The following is a 21,594-nucleotide window of genomic DNA, read 5'->3' as shown; positions in this document are numbered from 1 at the left end:
AGCAGGGCGGATCAGTAGGGCTTGACCAGCACGTGGGCGGCGCCCGGGATGCCGATCTTCAGGAGCTCGTCCTCCTCGGGCGTCGTCGGATTGCCGGTCTCCTGCTTGAGGACCGCCCGCGACAGGCTCTGTACGAACATCGCGCGGGGCCTGCGCCGGGCCTCCCACGCGGCGAGCGCCGCCGGGACGTCGTCGGCCTCGGCGTCCAGCGACCGCGCCAGCACCAGGGCGTCCTCCACGGCCATCGCCGCGCCCTGCGCCAGCTGCGGTGCGCTGGCGTGCGCGGCGTCGCCGGCGAGCACGATCCGGCCGACGTGCCAGGGTTCCTCGACGGTCACCTGGGAGATCCGGGAGTACACCACGGCCGCCGGGTCGGTGACGTGCTTCACCGCCTCGGCCACCGGCCCGCCGAACGCGGTGAGCCGCTCCGCCAGCTCCTCGTGGGCCCGCTCCGGGTCCGGCCGGAAGTCCGGCTCCTCGCCGAAGACCGCGCCCAGGTACATCAGCTCGTCGGTGATCGGGGTGAGCAGCGCCTTGGCGTCCTCGTTGCCCGCGCTCATCACGACACCCTGGACCTCCGGGAGCCGCGGCACGGTGACGCGCCAGTTGGCGAAGCCCGTGTACTCGGGGGTGTAAGCGTCGCCGTACAGCCGGTTCCGGAGCGGGGAGCCGATGCCGTCGAAGCCGACGACCAGGTCCCAGCGGGCGGACGAACCGTCCGACAGGGTCACGTCGACCCCGGCGCCGTCGTCGGACAGCTCGGTGATCGTCGTGCGGTAGGAGACGGACGCGCCGGCGGCCGTCGCGGCCTCGGCGAGGATCCGGGCCAGCTCGGGCCGGGGTATCCCGTTGTTCGAGGGGGCGTCGTCCATGCGCGGCTGCGGGATCTTGGCCAGCGGGGATCCGGCCGGGTCGCAGATGGTGAGGATCTCCCACTCGAAGCCCGCTTCGAGGCAGGCGTCCAGGACCCCGATCTCCCGCATGACGTGCAGGGCGTTGGACGGCTGGATGATGCCGACGCCGAGAGCCTCGACGCCGTCGCGCACTTCGGCGACCTGGACGGTGTGACCGCTCCGGGCGAGCGCGGTGGCCAGAGTGAGACCGCCGATCCCGCCGCCGTGGATCAGTACGCGCAGGGGTGTTGCCATGTCTGTTCTCTTTCCGAGGAGGTCGGGGGTTCCGGGAACGGGGGTTCCGGGAACGGGGGGTTCAGGAACAGGGGTTCAGGAACGGGATGCGCGGGCGGTACGCGGTCAGCCGACCGCCGCCGGCAGGGCCATCAGGTGGTCGACCAGGGCCAGCAGCACGTCGCGGCCGAAGGACCGCTCGCGCACGTCCCCGACGAGGAGGGGGACGTGCGGGTCCAGGTCGAGCGCCGCGCGGATCTCCCCGGGGCTGCGGGTGTTGTGCCCGTGGAAGCAGTTGATCGCCACCACGAACGGGATGTCCCGGCTCTCGAAGAAGTCGATCGAGGCGAAGCTGGTGTCCAGCCGGCGGGTGTCGGCGATGACGACCCCACCGAGGGCCCCGTTGACCAGGTCGTTCCACATGAACCAGAAGCGTTCCTGGCCGGGCGTGCCGAACAGGTAGACCACCAGCTCGGGGCTGACCGTGATGCGGCCGAAGTCCAGCGCGACGGTCGTGGTGCTCTTCTGGCCGACACCGGCCAGGTCGTCCACGCCGATGCTGGCCTTGGTCAGGAACTCCTCGGTGCGCAGCGGGGCGACCTCGCTGACCGCGCCCACCAGGGTGGTCTTTCCGACGCCGAAGCCACCGGCGATGAGTATCTTGACGGCGCTGGGCGCCGTTTGAGGCGTTGTCATCTTGCTCAGAGTCTCCGGAGTCCGTCACGTACGGCGGCCAGCAGGCCCATGTCGGCCCCGCCGGAGGCCCGTGCCACCGAGAGCGGGGCGCGGGCCAGCAGCAGGCCCTGGGAGACCAGATCCGCCAGCAGGATCTTGGTCACCGAGATCGGCAGGTCGAGATCGGCGGACACCTCGGCGACAGCGGCGGGGTGTACGCAGCGGTCGAGGATCATGCGGTGTTCCGGCTGGAGCCGGCCCGGCCGCAGCGGTGCACCGTGCTCGTCGCGCATGTCGTGCACGGTCGTCAGCACGGTGATGAGGGTGAAGTCGTCCCGCTCGGGAGCGGTCCGGCCCCGGGTGATCGTGTACGGGCGCACCATGGTGCCCGCACCGTCGTCCTCATAGCCGTCGGTCTCGTCGTCGTCCCAGTAGGGCGTCACACCCGCTGCCCGTCCCCGGTGCCGAAGGCGTCGAACTCACCGCGTACGGGCGCGGTGAGCTTCTGGCCGACCTGCTGGACCAGGTTGTGCATGGCGAGCGACATCACCTCGGCGTCCACCTCCTGCGAGGCGACGACGGCGAGGTGGGTGCCCTGGCCGGCGGTGATGATGAAGAGCCAGAGGTCGGCCAGCTCCACGATGACCTGGTGCACCGTGCCGCCCCGGAACAGCTGGCCCACGCCCCGGGCGAGGCTCTGCTGTCCGGTGCAGATCGCGGCGAGCCGCTCGGCGTCGGACCGGTCGATGGTCCGCGAGTGGCTCACGACCAGTCCGTCGTCGGACAGCAGCACGGCGTTGACGGTCTCCGCCACCGAGTCCACCAAGCCGTCGAGCAACCAGTCGAGATCCTGGAGCGTGGCCGTTGTGCGTGTCATGACCGTTCTTCTCTCGGGTTGAGGGGCGAAGGGGGAGGGGGAGTCTGCGCGGACGTCCCGTCGGCCGAGCGCGCCTCGCGCGACCGCCGCTGGAACGCTCCGATCGCCGCACCGGCCCGCCGGGGAGCGGGCCTGAGCAGGGGGTTCTCGTCCCAGCTCGGGGTCCTGGGCGCGGCGGCCGGACGGCCGGCCGCGGGGTCGACCCGCAACTCGTCGACCAGGCTGGCCTGACGGACCCGGCGGGGGAGCGGGGGCTCCGAACCGGGTGCCGGGGCGTCCCCGCCCGGCGGGAGTGCCGGATGGCCGGAGGCCTGGGGCTGCCGGTCGCCGCCGTGCGCGTGGTTCCCGTACGGCGAGGTGTCCGCGTCCGGGTCCGGGTAACCGCCGGGGTACGACGGCTGCTCCTGGTACGACGGCTCCTGGTACGGCTCCGGATACGGCTCCTGGTAGGCGGTGCCGGGCTCCGGGAACTGCCCGGCGTGCGCGTCCGGGTCCGGGAAGCCGTGCCCCGGCACCGGGTACTGCCCGGCCGCCGTCATGTACGGCTGCTCCTGGGCGGCGTACTCCCGGTCGCCGGGGGCGTAGGGGTCCGAGGGCCCGTAGACCTGGTCGCCCGGACCGTAGGACGGCCGGTCGCCGGAACCGTAGGAGCCCTCGGGGGTGCCGTACGACTCCTGCGCGGGGGCGTAGGAGGGGTCGGCGTACGGCTCCTGCCCGTACGGCTCCTCGGGGGCGGAGTACGGGGGTTCCGGGACGGTGTACGTACCCGACTGGACCGGCCGGTCCGTGTCCGTGGCGGCGGCGGGGGGCCGGGCCTCGGACGCGACGGGGGGCGCGGACCGCTGGGAGCGGGCGGCGGCGTGGTCGACCAGGGCGGTGACCCCGGCCATCGCCCGGCCCTGGACGCGGGACGGCAGCGCGCCGGTGGAGACGGGGGCCTCCTCGCGCGCGGGCTCCGGCGCGGAGACCGGGGCGGCGGACACGGCGGCGACCGGGCGCCCGGTCGGATGGGCGACCGTGAGCTCGTCGGGGACGAGGACGACGACCCGGGTGCCGCCGAACGCCGACGAACGGAACTCCACCCGCAGGTCGTGCTGGTGGGCGAGGCGGGAGATCACGTGGAGGCCGAGCCGGATGTCCTCGGAGTGGGCGAGCACGTCCATCCGGGGCGGCTTGCTCATCAGCTCGTTGGCTTCGGCCAGTTGGTGCTCCTCCATGCCGAGCCCGCGGTCCTCGACCTCGATGGCCAGGCCGCGGCTCACCTTGGCGGCGCGCACCTCCACCGGGCTCGGCGGCCGGGAGAACGCCAGTGCGTTCTCGATCAGTTCGGCCAGCACGTGCGAGACCGGGCCGACGGCACGCTCGGAGAGCCAGGGCGTTCCGTCGAGGTCGAGCACCACCCGCTGGTAGTCCTGCACCTCGCCCTGGGCGGAGCGCATGACGTCCAGCAGCGGGACGGGCTTGCGCCAGCGCCGGTGCGGGGCGCCGCCGGCCAGGATGACCAGGTTCTCCTCGTACCGGCGCAGACGCGCGGTGAGGTGGTCCAGGTCGAAGAGGCCGTCGAGCACCTCGGGGTCTTCGTGCTTGCGCTCCAGCTCGTCCAGCTTCTTGAGCTGCTGGCCGATGAGCTGCTGGGTGCGACGGGCGATGCGCTGGAGGAGACGCTCGAACCCGCGGTGCTGGTCGGCCTGTTTGACGGCGGCGGCGAGCGCACTGGTGCGGGCGAGGTTGAGCGCGTCGCCGAGCTGGGTGATCTCGTCGCCGGTCCTGCCCTTGCGGTCGGACTCGATGGCGCGGGCCTCGGCCTCGACATCGATCTTCTCGCCCTGGCCGAGCCGTTCCACGATGTCCGGAAGGGTGCGTTCCAGCTCCTCCGCGCGGTCCTGGAGGCGCTTGATGCGGCGTCGCAGGTTACGGGTGAGGCGCCAGGTGGTCAGGATGACCGCGATCACCGCGAGCAGGCCGACGACCGTGGTGACCACCATCTTGACCAGCAGCGACACGATGGTGTTCTTGCCGATCGTGACCACCAGCGAGGTGCGGTGTTCGAGCAGGTTCACGAGTTGGGGGGTGACCTGGTCCATCGTCGAACGCCAGGACTTCTCCGAGGCCGCGATCCGGACGAACCCCTTGGAGTCGGCGTCGCGGGGCGCGAGGATCTGCGACTCCAGCTTCGTCTTCGTCTTCCATGCCTCGCCACCGGCCATCTCGTTCCACATCGCCCGCTCGTCGGCGGGGAGGTTGGGGAGGACCTTGGTGGAGTACTGGAAGGACTGGCCGGTGATCTCCTTGCGCAGCTGCGCGAGGTCGGCGGAGCTGAGCTTGCCGGCCGGCCAGCCGCGGGCGAGCAGCGCGTCCGAGCGGGAGACCATCTCCTTGACCCAGAAGAGGTCGACCAGCGGCGCGGACGCCGTGGTCACCTCGCCGTTGTCCACCTGGCTGAGGGCGGCGAAGAGCTGGAGGTCGACCGCGATGAGATCGGTGTAGTAGCCGTAGACGACCGCCTGCTGCTCGTCGTCGCCCTGGTCCACCAACGTCCGTTGTGCGGGTAGCTGGTTGATGGACTCACGGGCCTTGCCGACGGCCTCGCGCACCTTGGACGGGGCGCTGTCGGCGGAGATGTCCGAGACGGACTGGAAGGTCTCGATCGCCTTGTCGGTGAGCTTGCGCTGCCGCTGGAGCGCCTCCTTCGAAGCATCGGGATCGGCCAGCGCCTCTGCGCTGAGCCGCCGTTCCTCCTGCAGGTTGTAGTACACGATGTTGGACGGCTGGCCGGCCTTCTGGGCCAACTGCCCCTGAGCTGCCTGCCGCTGGAAGTCGAGCAGGGTCTGACCACTGGTGACCGCCCAGAGGGCCGCGAGGGCGATGCCGGGGACGATGGCCAGGATGAGCAGGGCTGTCCGCAGCGACATGGGGGTCGAGTCGGTGCGCCGAGACGCGCGCGTGCGCAGGGCATTCTCCTTGACGTGGGTGACGGTCTCACGACCAGTCAATTCCGTTGAGAACTTCGACACATAGATACTAGGCACAGTGAAAAAATGAAGAGAAAGTGGGCTCACACGAACAACACCGGTCCCACATATCCCTCACACGCCCAGGTGTCGTAAGGAGCCGCCCGCGGGGACCGCCCGGGTGGACATGGGGCGCCGCCGCACCTCGTGCGGCGTGCCGGACGGGTGAACGCCTTCGGGGGATATATCCATACTCAGTGCCTCATTCTCCGGACACCCCGCTGTGATCGCGCTCGTCCTCTGCCACTTCGCCCTGGCGGCCTGCGCCGGTCCCCTGGTGCGCCGGCTGGGCAGCCGTGCGTTCGTCGTGCTCGCGCTCCCCCCGGCCGCCACCACGGTCTGGGCCTTCACGTTGTGGACGAGCGCCGCCGACGGACGGGCCGACACCTGGTCCTGGGACTGGATCCCCGCGTACGACGTCTCCGTCGACCTGCGGCTCGACGCCCTCGCCGAGCTGATGGTGCTGCTCGCCGCCGGGGTCGGCACCCTCGTGCTGCTGTACTGCGCCTCGTACTTCGCCGACGACACCCCCCAACTGGGCCGGTTCGCCGGGAACCTGCTGGCCTTCGCCGGTGCCATGCTCGCGCTCGTCCTCGCCGACGACCTGATCACGCTCTACGTGTTCTGGGAGCTGACCACCGTCTTCTCCTACCTGCTGATCGGGCACACCAGCGAGAAGAAGCAGAACCGCAGATCGGCGCTCCAGGCCCTCACCGTCACCACCTTCGGCGGACTCGCCATGCTGGTCGGGTTCCTCATCATCGGCCGGGCGGCGGGCACTTACCGGATCTCGGAGATCGTCGCCGACCCGCCCACCGCCTCCGTCGCCGTCCAGGCCGCCGTCGCGCTGGTCCTGGCGGGCGCGCTGTCCAAGTCCGCGATCTGGCCGTTCTCCCTCTGGCTGCCCAACGCCATGGCCGCCCCCTCCCCGGTCAGCGCCTACCTGCACGCCGCCGCGATGGTGAAGGCCGGCGTCTACCTGGTCGCCCGGCTCGCCCCCGCCTTCGCCGACGTACCCCTGTGGCGCCCGGTCGTCCTCGTGCTCGGCGCCGCCACCATGCTGCTCGGCGGCTGGCGCGCGCTGCGCCTGCACGACCTCAAACTCGTCCTCGCCTACGGCACGGTGAGCCAACTCGGCTTCCTCACCCTGCTGGCCGGGGACGGCACCCGGGACGCCGCGCTCGCCGCCGCCGTGATGATCCTGGCGCACGCCCTGTTCAAGGCCCCGCTCTTCCTCGTCATCGGCATCGTCGACCACGCCACCGGCACCCGCGACCTGCGCCGGCTCTCCGGCGTCGGCCGCTCCCTGCCGCTCGTCTGCGCCGTCGGCGTGCTCGCCGCCGCGTCCATGGCCGCGCTCCCCCCGATGCTCGGATTCGCCGCCAAGGAAGCCGCGTTCGAGGCGCTCCTGCACGGGGACACCGCCGACCTCTGGACGCTGGCCGCCACCGTGGCGGGCTCCGCGCTCACCACCGCGTACACCCTCCGGTTCGTCTGGGGCGCCTTCTTCCGCAAGCCGGGTGTCGCGGACATCCCCGTCCACCGGGTCTCCGCCGCCTTCCTCGCCCCGCCCGCCGTGCTCGCCGTCACCGGACTCGTGCTCGGCCCCGGGGTCGGCTGGACGGACCACCTGTTCGAGCGGTACGCCGACGAGTTCCCCGCCACCGCGTACCCCTACCACCTCGCGCTCTGGCACGGCTTCACCACCGCGCTGCTGCTCTCCGCCGTCGCCTGGGCGGGCGGCGCCCTGCTCTTCGCCGCCCGCGCCCCCGTCCGTACGCTCTCCCGGCGCATCGCCTGGCCCACCGCCGACAGCGTCTTCGGCCACCTCCTGCTCGGCCTGGAACGCCTCGCCCTCCAGATCACCGGCCTGGTGCAACGCGGTTCGCTCTCCGTCTACCTCGCCACCACCCTGCTCGTCCTGATCGCCGGGCAGCTCGCGGTCCTCATCACCGACCGCCCCTGGGACGACGCGACCGCCCCCAGGCTCTGGGACTCCCCGCTCCAGGGCGCCCTGGCCGTCCTCACCAGCGCCGCGGCCCTGCTCTGCCTCACCGTGAGCCGCCGCATGAAGGCCGTGGTGCTCGCCGGACTCACCGGCTACGGCACCGCACTGCTCTTCGTCGTCCAGGGCGCCCCGGACCTGGCGCTGACCCAGTTCTGCGTGGAGACCGTCTCGATGATCGTGTTCGTGCTGGTGCTGCGGCGGATGCCGGTGCACTTCCAGGAGACCGTCAGCTCCTGGCGGCGGGCCGTACGCATCCCCGTCGCCCTCGCGGCGGCCGCCACGTTCGGGGTCGCCGTCTGGGTCTCCGCCGCCGCGCGCACCGCCGAACCGGCCGGCGCGGCGATGGTGGAGGAGGCCGCGAGCCACGGCCTCAAGGACGTCGTCGCCGCCATCCTGGTGGACCTGCGGGCCTGGGACACCATGGGCGAGTCGGCGGTGCTCGCCGCCGCCGCGGTGGGCGTCACCAGCCTGATCTACCTGCACCGCAGGAGCGAACAGCCACCCGCCTCCGGCGGGGAGCCCCCCGGCCGGCCCCCGTCCACCGCCCCCGCACCCGCCGGTGTCCCCTCGCTCACCGCCACCCCCGCGCACTCCACCGCCTGGTCGCTCTCCCGCGACCGCGAGGGGCTCACCGGACTCCCGCAGGGCGACGAGGGCGCCCCCGAACGCGACTGGCTCGCCGCGACCTCCACTCTCGCCCCCGAACACCGCTCACTCGTCTTCGAAGTGGTGGCCCGGCTGCTGTTCCACCCCGTCCTGGTGCTCTCCGTCTACCTCCTCTTCTGCGCGGAGAACATGCCGGGCGGCGGTTTCGTCGCCGGACTGGTCGGCTCCGTCGCCCTCATCACCCGCTACCTCGCGGGCGGCCGGTTCGAGCTCGCGGAGGCGGCCCCGCTGCCCCCCGGACTCATCACGGGCATGGGCCTGTTCCTCTCCACCGGTGTCGCCCTGCTCGGACTCTTCGACGGCACCGTGCTGCACGCCTGGACCTACCACGGCCACCTGCCGGTTCTCGGCGACTACCACCTCGGCACCTCGGTGCTCTTCGACTGCGGGGTCTACCTGCTGGTCCTCGGAGTCGTCCTCGACATCGTCCGCGCCCTCGGCGCGAAGATCGACCGGCAGATCGAACGGGCCGCCGCCCTGCGGCACCAGGGCCCGGCCGAGGCGGGGGGCGGCACCCGGTGACCGTCAGCGCCTCCTTGCTCGCCACCGCCGTGGTGCTCTGCGCGGTCGGCGGAATCCTCATGCTCACCCGGCCGCTGACCCGCATCCTGCTGGGCGCGGTGATCATCGGCAACGGCATCAACCTCCTCGTGCTGTCCGGCACCGGCTCGGCCGGCGCCGCGCCCCTGCTCTACGGCGTACCGCTGCGCGAGGTCACCGACCCGCTGCCGCAGGCCATCGCCCTCACCGCGATCGTCATCACCCTCGCCACCACCGCGTTCCTGCTCGCCATGGCCTACCGCAGCCACCAGCTGACCGGCACCGACGAGGTCCACGACGACCTGGAGGACCGGCGCATCGCGCTCCGTGCCGAAGTACGCGGCGAGCGCGCCCAGCTCATCGAGGAGTACCGGACCGGGGACGCCCCCACCAGCGAGGAGCGCACCCGCTACCTGGAGGAACGCCGCCGCCTGCGCCACCGGCTGCGCGCCGACCGCGCCCTCCAGGCCCGGGGCCGGGACGCGACCGGTGACCTCTGGCACGACGTGCTCGGCGCCGACCCGGAGGACCACGCGGAAGCCGCGGCCGTCGGTGACCGCTCTTCGTCGGCCGAGCCCTCGCACCACCCCCGCCCCGGAGACGACCGCCCCGGAGACGACCACCCAGGAGACGCCGGATGAACGCGCTCGTCCCGCTGCCGGTGCTGCTGCCGCTCTGCGCCACCGGACTCAGCCTCGCCTTCGGCACCCGCCTCAAGCGCTTCCAGCGCTTCATCAGCGTCGCCGTGCTCACGCTCGTCCTCGGGCTCTCCGCCGGGCTCATGGCCGCCACCCAGTCGGAAGGACCGCTCTCCGTCCACCTCGGGGACTTCGCCCCGCCGCTCGGCATCACCCTGGTCGCCGACCGGCTCTCCGCCCTGATGCTGACGGTCTCCTCGGCGGTCACCCTCTGCGTGCTCGTCTACTCCCTCGGGCAGGGCATGGCCGACCGGGACGAGGAGACCCCCGTCGCCGTCTTCCACCCCGCCTACCTCATCCTGGTCGCCGGGGTCTCCTGCACCTTCCTCGCCGGAGACCTCGTCAACCTCTACGTCGGCTTCGAGATCATGCTCGTCGCGAGCTTCGTGCTGCTCACCCTCGGCGGCACCGGACCCCGCGTGCGCGCCGGATCCACGTACGTGATCATCTCGCTCTTCTCCTCGATGCTCTTCCTCACCGCCATCGCCATGACCTACGCGGCGACCGGCACCGCCAACTTCGCCCAGCTCGCCCAACGTCTGCCCGAACTCCCTCTCGGGGTACAGACGTTGATCCAGGCCATGCTGCTGACGGTCTTCGCCATCAAGGCCGCCGTCTTCCCGCTCGGCGCCTGGCTCCCCGACTCGTACCCCACCGCGCCCGCGCCCGTCACCGCCGTCTTCGCCGGGCTGCTCACCAAGGTCGGCGTCTACAGCATGCTGCGCACCGAGACGCTGCTCTTCCCCGGCAACCGGGTCGGCGACCTGCTGATGGCCCTCGCCCTCGCCTCGATGATCGTCGGCATTCTCGGCGCCGTCGCCCAGACCGACCTCAAGCGGCTGTTCTCCTTCACCCTGATCAGCCACATCGGCTACATGATCTTCGGTATCGGCCTCGCCACCCGCCAGTCCTACGGCGGCGCGATCGTCTACGTCACCCACCACATCACCGTGCAGACCACGCTCTTCCTCGTCGCCGGGCTGATGGAACGCCGGGGCGGCACCACCGAACTCACCCGGACCGGCGGCCTCGCCCGGGCCGCCCCGCTGCTCGCCGTGCTCTACCTCGTCCCCGCGCTCAACATGGCGGGCATCCCGCCGTTCTCCGGATTCATCGGCAAACTCGGCCTGATGCGGGCCGGTGTCGCCGACGGAAGCGTCTGGGCCTGGCTCCTGGTGGCCGGCTCCACGGCCACCAGCCTGCTCACGCTGTACGTGATGGCCAAGGTCTGGAACCTGGCGTTCTGGCGCGACGCCCCGCCCGGACAGGCCCTCGACGGCACCGTCCTGGAGGCCGACTCCGACGAGGACGACGACGACGCCGACGAGGGGCCGGACCGCATGCCCGGCACGGGCGACGAGCCGGTGGGCCATCTGCCCGGACCGGCCGGACGCGCGTTCGCCGCCACCCTGCACGGACGCGCCATCACCACCACGACCCGGCTGCCCCGCACCATGGTCGCGGCCACCGCCGCCGGAGTCGCGATCAGCCTCTCCTTCACCGTCTTCGCCGGACCCCTGACCACCTACACCGACCGGGCCGCCGCCGAACTCCTGCGGCGCACCCCCTACATCGAGGAGGTGCTCGGCCGGTGAGCCGCCGATTCCCGCACGGGCCCGGGATGCCACCGCTCAGCGTCACCCTGGGCAGGAGCGGGCGCCGCGTGCTCGACCTGCCGCTCATCGTCTGGCTCACCCTGATCTGGGTGATGCTCTGGTCCACCCTGACCTGGGCCAACGTCCTCATCGGGGTGGTCGTCGCGGTGGCCGTCTGCCTGGCCTTCCCGCTGCCCCGGGTCGACCTCGGACTGCGGCTGCACCCCTGGGGCATCCTGCTGCTCGCCGGCTACCTGCTCTACGACATGGTCACCTCCGGGGTGAAGGTGGCCGGGCAGATCCTCGCCGGCCGGCCGCACCGGGCCGCCGTCATCGCGGTGCCGCTGCGCTGCCGGAGCGACCTGATGCTCACCGCCACCGCCGTCGCCGTCTCCAACGTGCCGGGCGGCGCCATCGTCGAGGTGCGCCGCTCCACCGCCACCGTCTTCCTGCACGTGCTCGACGCCGACCGGCCCGCCGAACTCGACGCCGCCCGGCGCTCGGTGTGGCGGATGGAGGCCCTGACCGTACGGGCCTTCGGGACCCGGGACGAGATCGCCCGGGTCGCGGAGCCGCCGCCGTCCCACCCGCAGACCGGGAGCACCCCCGCATGACCACGACCGGGAACACCGACCGCTGGCTGCTGTACGTGGCGGTGGCGATGATCGTCGTCGCCGGGCTGCTGCTGCTCGCGCGCATCTGGCGCGGACCCTCGATGCTCGACCGCGCGCTCTCGCTCGACGTGTGCGCGGCCCTGATCATCGCCGGGCTCGGTGCCCGCGCGGCTCTGGTCCGCGACACCTTCTACTTCCCGATCATGCTGGTGCTGGCCTTCCTCGGCTTCACCGGGTCCGTCGGCATCGCCCGATTCATCGCGGTACGCGACCGGCCGCGCCCACGCCGCCGGCCGGACCGCCCCACCGGCACGAAGGAGATGGGAAGTTGACCACCTGGCTCACCGTCGTCGACACCGCGGGCGCCGTCGCCATCCTGCTCGGCGCGGCGACCTGCCTGCTCGGCACCTTCGGCATGCTCCGGCTGCCCGACGTCCTCTCGCGCAGCCACGCGGCGACCAAGCCGCAGACCCTCGGCATCCTGCTGGTCCTCATCGGGGTGGCGATGCGGCTGCGCAGCGGGATGGATCTCGCGACCCTCGCCCTGATCCTCTTCTTCCAGATGATGACCGGCCCGGTGGCCGCGCACCTGGTCGCCCGTTCCGCGTACCGGACCGGCCAGATCGACCACGACGACCTGCTCTTCGACGACCTGGACACCCAACTCACCGAAGAGCGCTGACCCTTGGCCGCTTCTGCGAGTGGGCGGCCATGCGCTTCGGCGCGGTATGCCCGGAAACAGAAGCGTGCCATGATGCGGGTCAACTGCCGGACGCTGGGGGGCGTATGGGAAGCACGGGTACGGTGCTGCGCGAGTTGCGCGGGGCACAGAAGACGGCCAAGGGCGTCTCGCTCTACTCGCGGTACGTGAACAGGCCCGCCGGCCGGGTGCTCGCGGCGGCGGCCTTCCGGGCGGGGCTCACGCCCAACCAAGTCACCCTGGTGAGCGCCGCGTTCACCTTCTCGTCCCTCGCGGCCCTCGCGCTCGCCGGGCCCTCGTGGGCGCTCGGGGTGCTCGTCTGGGCCGGACTGGTGGTGGGCTTCGCCTTCGACTCCGCCGACGGCCAGCTCGCCCGGCTCACCGGACGCGGCGGCCCGGACGGGGAGTGGCTCGACCATGTGGTGGACTGCGCCAAGATGATCCTGGTCCACACGGCCGTACTGATCTCCCTCTACCGCTCGGACGTCTACCGCATCGGCGAACAGCGCGGCGAGACATGGCTGTTGCTGCCGCTGGGCTTCCTGTTCACCGCCGTCCTCACGTTCTGCGCCGGACTTTTGCGCGAACAGCTGGGCAAGGCGGCTCTGCGCGGGGGCGCCGGGGCCGTCGCCCCCGCGGGACCGGTCTCCCCGGTCCGCGCCGTCGCACTGCTCCCCGCCGACTACGGGGTCTTCTGCCTGGTCTTCCTGCTGCTCGGCGAGCCCACGGCCTTCCTGGCGGGGTACGCGGTGCTCGCCGTCGTGCACGCACTCTTCCTGGTGGCCTTCCTGGCCAAGTGGTTCAGGGAGCTGAGAGCGCTCCGGGCCGCGTGACGAGCACGTCCAGCGCCTTGCGCAACTGGGTGCTGGACGTGTGCACGGTGTACGGGAAGTAGACGACCTCCACGCCGACTTCGGCGAAGTCGCGTTCGAGCTTCTTCCCCTTCTCCGTACCCCGCCAGTCGTCACCCTTGAAGATCACGTCGAAGCGGACCTGCTGCCAGGTGTCGATCTTCTCCGGCACGGTCTCCACGAAAGCGGCGTCCACGTGACGGATGCTGCGGACGATCTCCAGCCGCTCCCGCAGCGGGATCACCGGCCGGTGGCCCTTGGCGAGCTCGGCCATCTCGTCGGAGACGACCCCGGCGACCAGGTAGTCGCACTGACTGCGGGCATGACGAAGGATGTTGAGGTGACCCACGTGGAACAGGTCGTACACGCCCGGCGCGTAACCCACCCTGTGCTGCACCATCCGTTCTCTCCCCCCACGGTGAACGTCATGTGCTGATGTTTCCAACGACCTTACTGTGAAGAACACTTGTGCAACCCGTGAACGGATAAGCTCGACGCGGGGCTGTTCCCTCGGGGAACAGGGGGCCGTTCCGGGGGGAAGGCGATCGTCCGATGTCCGCTGCCGCACCACACACGCCGCTGCACGACCGCAGAATCCTGGTGGTCTCGACCAACTACGCGCCGGAGCTGACCGGCATCGGCCCGTACGCCACCCAGCTCGCCGAACACTGGGCGGCCACCGCCGCGCGCGCCGACGTGCTCACCGGGATGCCGCACTACCCGTCCTGGCGGACCGACGCGGAGTACCGGGGCGTCTGGCGCACCACGGAGGAGCGCGAGGGGGTCCACGTCCACCGCCGGCGCCACTACGTACCGCCCCGGCAGACCGCGCTGCGCCGGGGCCTCTTCGAACTGACCGTCCTCGGCCACGGACTGCTCGCCCCGCCGCCCGGCCGCCCGGACGCCGTCGTCGCCCAGATGCCGAGCCTCGCGGGCGGGGTCGTCGGCGCCCGGATCGCCCGCCGCCACGGCGTCCCGTACATCCCCGTGGTCCAGGACCTGATGGGCGCCGCCGCCGCCCAGAGCGGCATCCGGGGCGGCGGCAGGGCCGCGTCCGCCGCGGCGGCGGCCGAGCGGTACGCGCTGCGCGACGCGGCGCTCGTCGGCGTCATCCACGAGAGCTTCGTGCCCGGCGTGACCGCCCTCGGCGTCGACCCCGCCCGCATCCGCACCGTCCCCAACTGGACCCATGTGCAAGGGCCCACGGCCGACCGGGCGGCCACCCGCGCCCGTCTCGGCTGGCACCCGGACACCCCCGTGCTGCTCCACTCGGGGAACATGGGGCTCAAGCAGGGGCTCGACGTGCTCGTCGACCTCGCCCGGCTGGCGCCCGACGTCCGGGTCGTCCTGATGGGCGACGGCAACCAGCGCGAGGCACTGCGCGCACGGGCGGCCGGGCTGGCCAACCTCGACTTCCTGCCGCCCGCCGCCGCCGAGGACTTCACCGACGTCCTCGCCGCCGCCGACGTCCTCGCCGTCACCCAGCGCGCCTCCGTCCTCGACATGTCCGTCCCCTCCAAACTCACCTCCTACTTCGTCTCCGGACGGCCCGTCGTCGCCTCCGTGGCCGACGGGGGCGGCACCGCCGAGGAGGTCCGCCGCTCCGGCGCCGGAGTGCTGGTGCGGCCCGAGGACCCGGCCGCCCTGCTCGCCGCCGTACGCGAGCTGGCCGCCGACCACGCGGAGGCCGACCGGCTCGGCACGCGCGGAGCCGCCTACGTCGCACAGCACCTGAGCCGCGAGGCGGGGCTCGCCCGTTTCGACGCCCTGCTCGCCGAGGCATTCGACAACGCCCGAGGGATCGCACGAGGGAGCACACGCCGATGACCCATCCCATCCGACCCCTGGACGACCAGGACGAGCCGGCGCTCCTGCGCGACCAGTTCCGCCAACTGCTGCGCTACCGGGGCCTGCTCGCCACCGGGGTGCTCCTCGGACTCCTCGGCGGCGGCTACCTCGCCGTCGCGGGCGACGAGACCTGGTCGGCCACCGGCGAGGTGCTGGTCCGCTCCGCGACCGCCGACCCCTTCGCCACCGGAGCCTCCGCCGACAAGGGCATCAACATCGGCTCCGAACGCCAGACCGCCGTCAGCGACACCGTCGGCACCCTCGCCTCCCGCACTCTCGCCGCCAAGGGCGACAAGGTCTCCTCCCGCGACCTGCTCGCCGGGCTCCAGGTCACCAACCCCCCGAACACCCTCACCCTCCGGTTCGCCTACACCGGCGCCACCCCGCAGCAGGCGCGGGACCGCGCCGAGGCCCTCGCCACGGCCTACCTCGCCAACCGGAAGCAGCTCACCGAGGACAGCATCGAGAACATGGCGAACGGCTACCGCGCCCAGCTCAAACCGCTGGAGGAGAAGCGCGACCAGCTGGAGGAGCAGATCGGCTCCTCCACCGCCGACGACATCACCAGCGCCCGCGCGAGCCTCATCGTCTCCATCTCCGAACTCAGCCAGAAAATATCCGAGTTGAAGGCGCTGGACGCCACCCCCGGCTACCTCAACAAGAAGCCGGTGACACCCACCGAACCCACCGGGGCGGGCCTGCCGCTCCTCCTCGGCCTCGGCGGAGTCGTCGGCCTCGCCCTCGGACTGCTGCTCTCCTGGGTCCGCCTCGTCTTCGACCCGACCGTACGCTCCACCCACGAGCTGGTCCGCTCGCTCGGCGCCCCCCTGCTCGGCACCCTCCCCAGGGAGCGCGCCGCCGCCGCGGGCCTGCTCGCCATCGGCCGCGGCGGCAGCCGGCTCGCCGAGGAGTACCGCGCGGTGGCCTTCCGGCTCGCCTACGACCCCGCCTTCGCCGACAACCGCCGGCTGCTGGTCACCGCCCCGCGCGGGGACAACTCGGCCGCCACCGCGGCGGCGGCCAACGTTGCCGCCGCCTTCGCCGAGATGGGCCGCGACGTCCTCCTCGTCGAGGCGGACCTGCGGACCCCCTCCCTCGCCCGCGACCTGGGCCCGGCGGTCAGCGAACCCCGGCCCCGGTGGGCCTCGGACGACAAGCGCGGCTGGCCCGCGGGCAGCCGTACCAACGTCGACGTGCCCGGCTCCGGCGCCTTCGCCCTGGTGGCGGGCGCCCCGGTGGACAACGTCCCGCGCGCCCTCACCTCCGCCCCGGTCGGACGGATCGTCGCCGAGGCGGACGCGCCCGGAGCCGTCGTCATCGTGCTGGCCCCGCCCGTCCTCTCGTACGCCGACGCCGTCGCCCTCGTGGACCGGGTGGGCGGCGTCATGATCGTCTGCGACCCGCGCGAGGTGCACCGCAGCGACCTGGAACGCATCCGCGAGGTCGTCGGCGCGGCGGGCGGCCACCTGCTCGGGGTGCTCCTGCACCCCGGACGCACCCGGCGGGCCCGCAAGGAGCAGCGGAAGCACCAGAAGTCCGCCGGACGGCGGGGCGGCGGTGGCGGACAGGGGTCCGAACCCGAGGAGGCCGAACGGCCGGAGATCACCGGCGACCCGGCGGAGACGATGGGGCTGCGCACCTTCACCGTGCCGCCCGCCCGCCGGTGAGGGCCCGCGGCGCGGTCGTCAGCTCCGTCGCGGACCAGGGGGTCGCCGCCCTCACCAACATCCTGGTGCTGGTCGCGGCGGCCCGGCTCTCCACCGTGGCCGGATTCGCCCGGTTCTCCGCGGTCTACCTCGTCTTCACCGTGCTGCTCGGCGTCTTCGGCGCCTACACGGGCCAGCCGCTCGTCCTCACCCGGGGCGGCGAGGCGGCCCGGAACGCCTGCCGCTCCGCCGTCGCCTTCGCGCTGCTCGCGGCGACCGTGCTCGGCGCCCTCCTCGCCGGCGGCGCCCTCCTCGTCCCGGGGGACACCGCCCGCGCCCTGCTGGCGCTCGGACTCGTGCTGCCGGTCGTCCTCGGCCAGGACGCGATGCGGTACGCCTTCTCCACCCTGCGGCTGCCGCACCTCGCCCTCGCCGCCGACCTGCTCCGCCTCGGCTGCGTCCTGGGCGCACTCGGTTCGCAGAGCCACGGAGCGGGGGCGGCGCGGCTGGTCGCGGTCTGGGGGCTCTCCGCCCTCCCCGCGCTGCTGCTCTCCGCCGTCCTGCTGCGCGGCCGCACCGCCGGGGCCCGTACCGAACTCGGTCCGTACCTGCGGCGCGGTCACCTGGGGCAGCGGTTCGTCGTGGAGTTCGGGGTCGGCAACGCCACCAGCCAGCTCTCCGTGCTCGGCCTCGGCACGGTCGGCAGCCCGCTCGTGGTGGGCGCCCTGCGCGGCGCGACCACCCTCTTCGGGCCGCTCAACGTCCTGTTCACCTCCGCCACCAGCTTCGGCCCGCCGCTGCTGGCCCGGGTCGGCGACGAGCGGCGCCGGATACGGGCCACCGCCGCTCTCGCCGGGGTGCTCGCCGCGACCGCCGCGCTCTGGGCCACCGCCCTCGCGCTCCTCCCCGACCGGATCGGCGGCCAACTCCTGGGCGACACCTGGTCGTCCGCCGCCGCGCTGCTGCCCGCGACCGGCAGCCAGTACGCGGCGATGGCCTTCGGTACCTGCGGACTCCTCGCCCTGCGGATGCTCGACCCGCGCACCACTCTCTCCATCCAGGTGGTGTTCTCGCTCGCCGCCGTCGTCTTCCTGATCGCCGGCTACGCGGCTGCCGGGGTCACCGGCGCCGCCTGGGGGCTCTGCCTGGGCTCCGTCTGCAAGGCCGTCGCCACCTGGACCCGGGTCGCCAGGCTGCGGCGCACCGGTGCGGCCGGTACGGGGGCCGTCAGCGCGACCGCTGTTCGCTCCGCTCCGTGAACGTGGTGACGAACGCCAGACAGAGCGCCGCGATGGCGAGCTTCCCCACCGACTGGAGGAGTGGGCCGCGCAGCAGGATGAAGGTGTAACCCGCCACCAGCGGCGCCGCGATCGCCAGCACGCTCCCCGGGCCCGGCCCGGCCCGGGTGACGGCGAGCGCGTACCGGCGGTCGGTGCGCGCGGCGACGTACCCGATCAGCGCCAGACCCCCGACCATTCCGGCCGGACCGAAGTCCACCCAGAACTCGGTCCACAGCGGTGCCGAGAGGTTGGTCATGTTCATCCCCATCCACTGCCCCACCCGGACCCCGGTGTCCTCCGGCTTCCCGCTCCACACCGCGCGCGGCACGAAGAACAGGGCGGAGCCGGCGAGTTGGCGGCCGTACGTGTGACCCCGGGTGTCCACCCAGGCGATGGTGTTGGCGAACATGACCGTCTGGTCGTAGTCCTTCGTCGCCAACGGCTCGAAGGCCGAGGCCGACTGCACCGGCCGGTACCCCGAGTCGTCGTACCGGAACTTGTCCGCGTACGGGAAGAGCACCAACGCCCCCACCACGCCCAGGGCCAGCACCGTGCGGTACACCGCCGCACTGCTCGGGAACGCCGTGAAGAGCAGCGAGACGAGGACCGTGAGGAACCAGTAACGCGCGTTGGAGATCGGGTTGTTGACGATGAGGTTGAGCGCCAGCAGCCCGGTCCACGCGAGAACCGTCGACGGCGAGCGGCGGGCCCGGCGCGAGGTCACCAGACGGCGCGTCCAGAAGAGAAGGGCCAGCAGCGCGGGCACCGTGCCGAAGCCCTTCAGGAACGCCGAACCGACGTTCGACTCGGTCGAGGCGACCCCGCTCTCGGCCACCGACGCGCTGATCTCCTGCCGGCTGGTGAAGAAGATCGCGGGGCCGCCGAGCTTCACCACGTAGTACCCGCTCGCGGCGAACGCCAGCAGCAACAGCAGCCGCAGCCGGGTCCGGCTCGCGATCGCGGGACGGCCGTGCCGCGACCGGGAGGAGGGGGACCGGCGCCGCAGCGGGCGGCGCGAGGCCAGCAGCGCTCCCAGGTCGAACGCCGAGCACCCGACGAGGATCATCGCGGTGGCCGTCACCAGATCCGCGCGGGGCCCCACCAGGGGAGTCGGCGTCTGCCCGATCACCGCCTGCGCCAGCGGCGCGACACCCATCGCGATGTACACGAACATCCAGAACACGCCCTGGAGCAGACGCCGCCGGGTGGAGAGGATCATCGTCGCCAGCCGGGCGCCGGCGTAACACGTCAGGACCAGCTGCAGCCAGAACACGGTGTCCCGGCTGCCCGTCCCCGGCTGCGCCGCGACCACCGCGGGCAGGAAGACGACCAGGCCCAGGATCAGCGGCACCGCCAGCGCGCGCGACAGCATCGCCCAGGCGAGCGGCCTCGTCACGGGCTCCAGGGTCCGCCGGACCGTGGCCGCGCGGGCGGCACGGGCGGCACGGGCCGCATCGGCCTTCGCGGCCGGAGCCGTGTCGTACACGGACGTCATGCGCCCCCCGTTCCGTGGACCTGCGAACACCTTAACGAATCAACCCACTTGAGGGGGTGCGATGACTACTCTGTGAAAACCGGCCGAGGTTGAGGGGAACCCTGGTGAAAATCCTGCACGTCGTCACGCTGCACACCCCGGACCACGCCTTCGGCGGGCCCACCCGGGTGGCGCTCAATCTCTCCAAGGTCCAGCGGGCGGCCGGTGACGACGCCCGCGTCATGGCCCTGGGCGACGGCTTCGGACCCGGCGAACTCCCCGGGGAAGTAGAAGGAGTTCCGGCCCTCCTCCACCGCGCCCGGCACGTACTGCCGATGTTCGAGGTCAGCGGGATCACCTCGCTCTCCCTGCTGCGCGCCGCCCGCCGCGCCATGCGCGCCGCCGACCTCGTCCACGTACATCTCATGCGCGACCTGGTGACCCTGCCCGTCGCCCTCCTCGCGCTCGCGACCCGGACCCCGCTGGTCGTGCAGACCCACGGCATGATCGACCCCACCGAGAAGCCGGTGGCGAAACTGACCGACCTGCTCGGCGTGCGGAAGGTGCTCCGCGAGGCCGACGCCGTCCTCCACCTCACCGAGACGGAACGCCTCGACGTCAACGCGGTGGCCGCGCCGGTCGCCCTCACCCGCACGGTCCGGCTGGTGAACGGGGTACGCCCCCAGGAGCGCAAGCCCGCCCGCGAGCCCGGCCGGCCGCCCACCGTCCTCTTCCTCGCCCGCGTGCAGGAGCGCAAGCGCCCCGAGGACTTCGTCGCCGCGATGCCCGCCGTGCTCGCCCGGCACCCCGACGCACGCTTCGTGCTGGCGGGCCCGGACACCGGGGCGCTGGCGGGCACCCTGGCCCTGGCGGAGAAGCTCGGCGTGACCGGCTCCCTCGACCACGTCGGCCCGCTCGGCCACGAGGAGGTCCTGGCGGCGGGGCGCGAGGCGGACGTCTACGTGCTCCCGTCGATCGAGGAGCCCCTCGGGGTCTCGGTCCTGGAGGCGATGTCGGTCGGCACCCCGGTCGTCATCACCCGCACCTGCGGCCTCGGCCCGGACGTGGCGAAGGCCGGGGCGGGCCGGGTGATCGACAGCCGCGTCGGCGAGGACGCGGCCAACGCCGCCAAGGTCGCCGAGGCCGTCCTCGAACTCCTGGAGCCGGAGGCCGCCGCCGAGGCCGGCAGGGCCGCCTGGGACCTGGTCAACGCCGACTTCACCATCGACGTGGTCACCGCCACCCTGCGCCGGACCTACGAGGACGTGGTCGCGCGGCGACGGGCGTGAGTCCTCATGCGGTACGGAGGTCGTGCACCTCGACGGCGAGCCGGGGCCACGGGCGCTCGAACGCTTCGGGGGAGAGAGGGGCGGCGTGCAGCTCCCCGGAGCGGCGGAACCGGACGGTCGTTCCCCTCGTGCCGTCGTCGGCGACCGGCGTCAGGCCCGTCACCGGGACTCCGTACGCGTAGCGCTGCGTCCAGGCTCCGTCCGCCCGCCGGTTGGTGTGGACGAGCCACTCGCTGAGCGCCGCCACGACCGACATCCCGCGTCGCGGGTGCCCGTCGGGGAGCGTCTGCGCGCCGGGACGGTCGAAGAACCGTAGATCCTTCGTGGCCATGACCGGCTTCTTCACCGGGCGACCCCGCGCGTCGAGCCGGGTGTCCGTGCCCCGGCCGTCGTCCGCTACGGAGACCGAGCCGTCCGGGTGGAGGGTGACCGTACAGCGCCCGCCGCCCCTGTCCTCCGCCTCGTCCGCCGCGTAGGCGACGACCTCCAGCACCAGATGGTCCGGGCCGCCGGGAGCGAACGCGGCCGGATCGCTCCGGACGTGGGCGAGATGGGCGTGGTCCACGGTGCTCGCCCAGTCGTGCGTGGTGTTCCGCCAGGGGGCGGGAGATGCGTCCATGAGGGGGGATTCTCCCCGCGGACCGGCCTGTGTGCGTGCCCTGTGCCGCCGCCCGGCGAAGACGGGTGAGGGGTCC

Annotated in this window: 19 protein-coding genes; 11 read left to right on the top strand and 8 right to left on the bottom strand. The window is 72.6% G+C overall.

Annotation, left to right across the window (positions count from 1 at the left end; all coding sequences use genetic code 11):
• Positions 1–11: 11 nt before the first annotated feature.
• The 5 genes from ACWCWD_RS15230 to ACWCWD_RS15210 form a co-directional block, all read right to left on the bottom strand.
• Positions 12–1,148 (bottom strand): FAD-dependent monooxygenase, encoded by a 1,137-nt coding sequence (locus tag ACWCWD_RS15230; protein WP_450773129.1) that lies wholly within the window; start codon positions 1,146–1,148, stop codon positions 12–14.
• 105 nt (positions 1,149–1,253) lie between these two features.
• Positions 1,254–1,823 carry a GTP-binding protein gene (locus tag ACWCWD_RS15225; RefSeq protein ID WP_390957929.1) on the bottom strand — a complete coding sequence of 190 codons (570 nt, stop codon included), beginning with the start codon at positions 1,821–1,823 and terminating at the stop codon, positions 1,254–1,256.
• A 5-nt stretch (positions 1,824–1,828) separates the two neighbouring features.
• Positions 1,829–2,245: a DUF742 domain-containing protein gene (locus tag ACWCWD_RS15220; protein WP_450773128.1), complete on the bottom strand. Its 417-nt coding sequence runs from the start codon at positions 2,243–2,245 to the stop codon at positions 1,829–1,831.
• The gene (locus tag ACWCWD_RS15215) at positions 2,242–2,679 is read right to left on the bottom strand and encodes a roadblock/LC7 domain-containing protein (RefSeq protein WP_266710071.1); all 438 of its coding nucleotides are present in this window, start codon (positions 2,677–2,679) and stop codon (positions 2,242–2,244) included. Before ACWCWD_RS15215 ends, ACWCWD_RS15220 begins: the two co-directional genes overlap by 4 nt.
• A complete protein-coding gene (locus ACWCWD_RS15210) occupies positions 2,676–5,591 on the bottom strand; it encodes a nitrate- and nitrite sensing domain-containing protein (protein WP_450773126.1) in 2,916 nt (971 codons plus the stop codon). Before ACWCWD_RS15210 ends, ACWCWD_RS15215 begins: the two co-directional genes overlap by 4 nt.
• A 322-nt stretch (positions 5,592–5,913) precedes the next feature.
• Between ACWCWD_RS15210 and ACWCWD_RS15205 the strand changes: the two genes are divergently transcribed.
• The 7 genes from ACWCWD_RS15205 to ACWCWD_RS15175 all read left to right on the top strand — a co-directional run bounded on the left by ACWCWD_RS15205 (position 5,914) and on the right by ACWCWD_RS15175 (position 13,344).
• Positions 5,914–8,886, top strand: coding sequence for a Na+/H+ antiporter subunit A (locus ACWCWD_RS15205; protein ID WP_450773124.1), 2,973 nt, complete (start codon positions 5,914–5,916; stop codon positions 8,884–8,886).
• The gene (locus tag ACWCWD_RS15200; protein ID WP_450773122.1) at positions 8,883–9,545 is read left to right on the top strand and encodes a Na(+)/H(+) antiporter subunit C; all 663 of its coding nucleotides are present in this window, start codon (positions 8,883–8,885) and stop codon (positions 9,543–9,545) included. Before ACWCWD_RS15205 ends, ACWCWD_RS15200 begins: the two co-directional genes overlap by 4 nt.
• A complete protein-coding gene (locus ACWCWD_RS15195; RefSeq protein ID WP_450773121.1) occupies positions 9,542–11,197 on the top strand; it encodes a Na+/H+ antiporter subunit D in 1,656 nt (551 codons plus the stop codon). The genes ACWCWD_RS15200 and ACWCWD_RS15195 overlap by 4 nt, the downstream gene beginning before the upstream one ends.
• 26 nt (positions 11,198–11,223) lie before the next feature.
• Positions 11,224–11,811 (top strand): Na+/H+ antiporter subunit E, encoded by a 588-nt coding sequence (locus tag ACWCWD_RS15190; protein ID WP_450773401.1) that lies wholly within the window; start codon positions 11,224–11,226, stop codon positions 11,809–11,811.
• Positions 11,808–12,143 (top strand): monovalent cation/H+ antiporter complex subunit F, encoded by a 336-nt coding sequence (locus ACWCWD_RS15185; RefSeq protein ID WP_450773120.1) that lies wholly within the window; start codon positions 11,808–11,810, stop codon positions 12,141–12,143. The genes ACWCWD_RS15190 and ACWCWD_RS15185 overlap by 4 nt, the downstream gene beginning before the upstream one ends.
• Positions 12,140–12,493 carry a monovalent cation/H(+) antiporter subunit G gene (mnhG, locus tag ACWCWD_RS15180; protein ID WP_450773118.1) on the top strand — a complete coding sequence of 118 codons (354 nt, stop codon included), beginning with the start codon at positions 12,140–12,142 and terminating at the stop codon, positions 12,491–12,493. Before ACWCWD_RS15185 ends, mnhG begins: the two co-directional genes overlap by 4 nt.
• 104 nt (positions 12,494–12,597) lie before the next feature.
• Positions 12,598–13,344, top strand: a complete 747-nt coding sequence (locus tag ACWCWD_RS15175) for a CDP-alcohol phosphatidyltransferase family protein (protein ID WP_450773117.1) — start codon at positions 12,598–12,600, stop codon at positions 13,342–13,344.
• On the opposite strand, the gene ACWCWD_RS15170 is transcribed toward ACWCWD_RS15175, so the two are convergent.
• Positions 13,313–13,762, bottom strand: a complete 450-nt coding sequence (locus ACWCWD_RS15170; protein ID WP_450773116.1) for an adenylyltransferase/cytidyltransferase family protein — start codon at positions 13,760–13,762, stop codon at positions 13,313–13,315. The genes ACWCWD_RS15175 and ACWCWD_RS15170 overlap by 32 nt on opposite strands.
• A 152-nt stretch (positions 13,763–13,914) precedes the next feature.
• Here ACWCWD_RS15170 and ACWCWD_RS15165 point away from each other — a divergent pair, with 152 nt between their 5' ends.
• The 3 genes from ACWCWD_RS15165 to ACWCWD_RS15155 are packed head-to-tail and all read left to right on the top strand — an operon-like array spanning position 13,915 to position 18,115.
• A complete protein-coding gene (locus ACWCWD_RS15165) occupies positions 13,915–15,189 on the top strand; it encodes a glycosyltransferase (RefSeq protein ID WP_450773114.1) in 1,275 nt (424 codons plus the stop codon).
• Positions 15,186–16,877 (top strand): lipopolysaccharide biosynthesis protein, encoded by a 1,692-nt coding sequence (locus ACWCWD_RS15160; RefSeq protein WP_450773112.1) that lies wholly within the window; start codon positions 15,186–15,188, stop codon positions 16,875–16,877. Before ACWCWD_RS15165 ends, ACWCWD_RS15160 begins: the two co-directional genes overlap by 4 nt.
• Complete coding sequence (locus tag ACWCWD_RS15155) at positions 16,874–18,115, top strand: hypothetical protein (protein ID WP_450773110.1); 1,242 nt, start codon at positions 16,874–16,876, stop codon at positions 18,113–18,115. The genes ACWCWD_RS15160 and ACWCWD_RS15155 overlap by 4 nt, the downstream gene beginning before the upstream one ends.
• Here ACWCWD_RS15155 and ACWCWD_RS15150 read toward each other — a convergent pair.
• Positions 18,084–19,631, bottom strand: coding sequence for a hypothetical protein (locus ACWCWD_RS15150; RefSeq protein ID WP_450773108.1), 1,548 nt, complete (start codon positions 19,629–19,631; stop codon positions 18,084–18,086). The genes ACWCWD_RS15155 and ACWCWD_RS15150 overlap by 32 nt on opposite strands.
• 104 nt (positions 19,632–19,735) lie before the next feature.
• Here ACWCWD_RS15150 and ACWCWD_RS15145 point away from each other — a divergent pair, with 104 nt between their 5' ends.
• Entirely contained in the window at positions 19,736–20,899 is a 1,164-nt protein-coding gene (locus tag ACWCWD_RS15145) for a glycosyltransferase (RefSeq protein ID WP_450773107.1), read from the top strand.
• Between the two features lie 4 nt (positions 20,900–20,903).
• Here ACWCWD_RS15145 and ACWCWD_RS15140 read toward each other — a convergent pair whose 3' ends face one another.
• The gene (locus tag ACWCWD_RS15140; protein WP_450773105.1) at positions 20,904–21,518 is read right to left on the bottom strand and encodes an ATP-binding protein; all 615 of its coding nucleotides are present in this window, start codon (positions 21,516–21,518) and stop codon (positions 20,904–20,906) included.
• Between the last annotated feature and the right edge of the window lie 76 nt (positions 21,519–21,594).

The sequence above is a fragment of the Streptomyces sp. NPDC001493 genome (genome assembly GCF_053597235.1).
The sequence above is the reverse complement of the archived record's forward strand: the minus strand, read 5'-3'. Positions and strand labels throughout refer to the sequence as shown.

Excerpts from the sequence above, each read along its gene's own strand:
- ACWCWD_RS15150 (WP_450773108.1), bottom strand. The coding sequence starts at position 19,631 with ATGACGTCCGTGTACGACACGGCTCCGGCCGCGAAGGCCGATGCGGCC.
- ACWCWD_RS15225 (WP_390957929.1), bottom strand. The coding sequence starts at position 1,823 with ATGACAACGCCTCAAACGGCGCCCAGCGCCGTCAAGATACTCATCGCC.
- ACWCWD_RS15210 (WP_450773126.1), bottom strand. The coding sequence starts at position 5,591 with ATGTCGCTGCGGACAGCCCTGCTCATCCTGGCCATCGTCCCCGGCATC.
- ACWCWD_RS15190 (WP_450773401.1), top strand. The coding sequence starts at position 11,224 with ATGCCACCGCTCAGCGTCACCCTGGGCAGGAGCGGGCGCCGCGTGCTC.
- ACWCWD_RS15195 (WP_450773121.1), top strand. The coding sequence starts at position 9,542 with ATGAACGCGCTCGTCCCGCTGCCGGTGCTGCTGCCGCTCTGCGCCACC.
- ACWCWD_RS15170 (WP_450773116.1), bottom strand. The coding sequence starts at position 13,762 with ATGGTGCAGCACAGGGTGGGTTACGCGCCGGGCGTGTACGACCTGTTC.
- ACWCWD_RS15230 (WP_450773129.1), bottom strand. The coding sequence starts at position 1,148 with ATGGCAACACCCCTGCGCGTACTGATCCACGGCGGCGGGATCGGCGGT.
- ACWCWD_RS15185 (WP_450773120.1), top strand. The coding sequence starts at position 11,808 with ATGACCACGACCGGGAACACCGACCGCTGGCTGCTGTACGTGGCGGTG.
- ACWCWD_RS15165 (WP_450773114.1), top strand. The coding sequence starts at position 13,915 with ATGTCCGCTGCCGCACCACACACGCCGCTGCACGACCGCAGAATCCTG.
- ACWCWD_RS15140 (WP_450773105.1), bottom strand. The coding sequence starts at position 21,518 with ATGGACGCATCTCCCGCCCCCTGGCGGAACACCACGCACGACTGGGCG.
- ACWCWD_RS15215 (WP_266710071.1), bottom strand. The coding sequence starts at position 2,679 with ATGACACGCACAACGGCCACGCTCCAGGATCTCGACTGGTTGCTCGAC.
- ACWCWD_RS15160 (WP_450773112.1), top strand. The coding sequence starts at position 15,186 with ATGACCCATCCCATCCGACCCCTGGACGACCAGGACGAGCCGGCGCTC.
- ACWCWD_RS15175 (WP_450773117.1), top strand. The coding sequence starts at position 12,598 with ATGGGAAGCACGGGTACGGTGCTGCGCGAGTTGCGCGGGGCACAGAAG.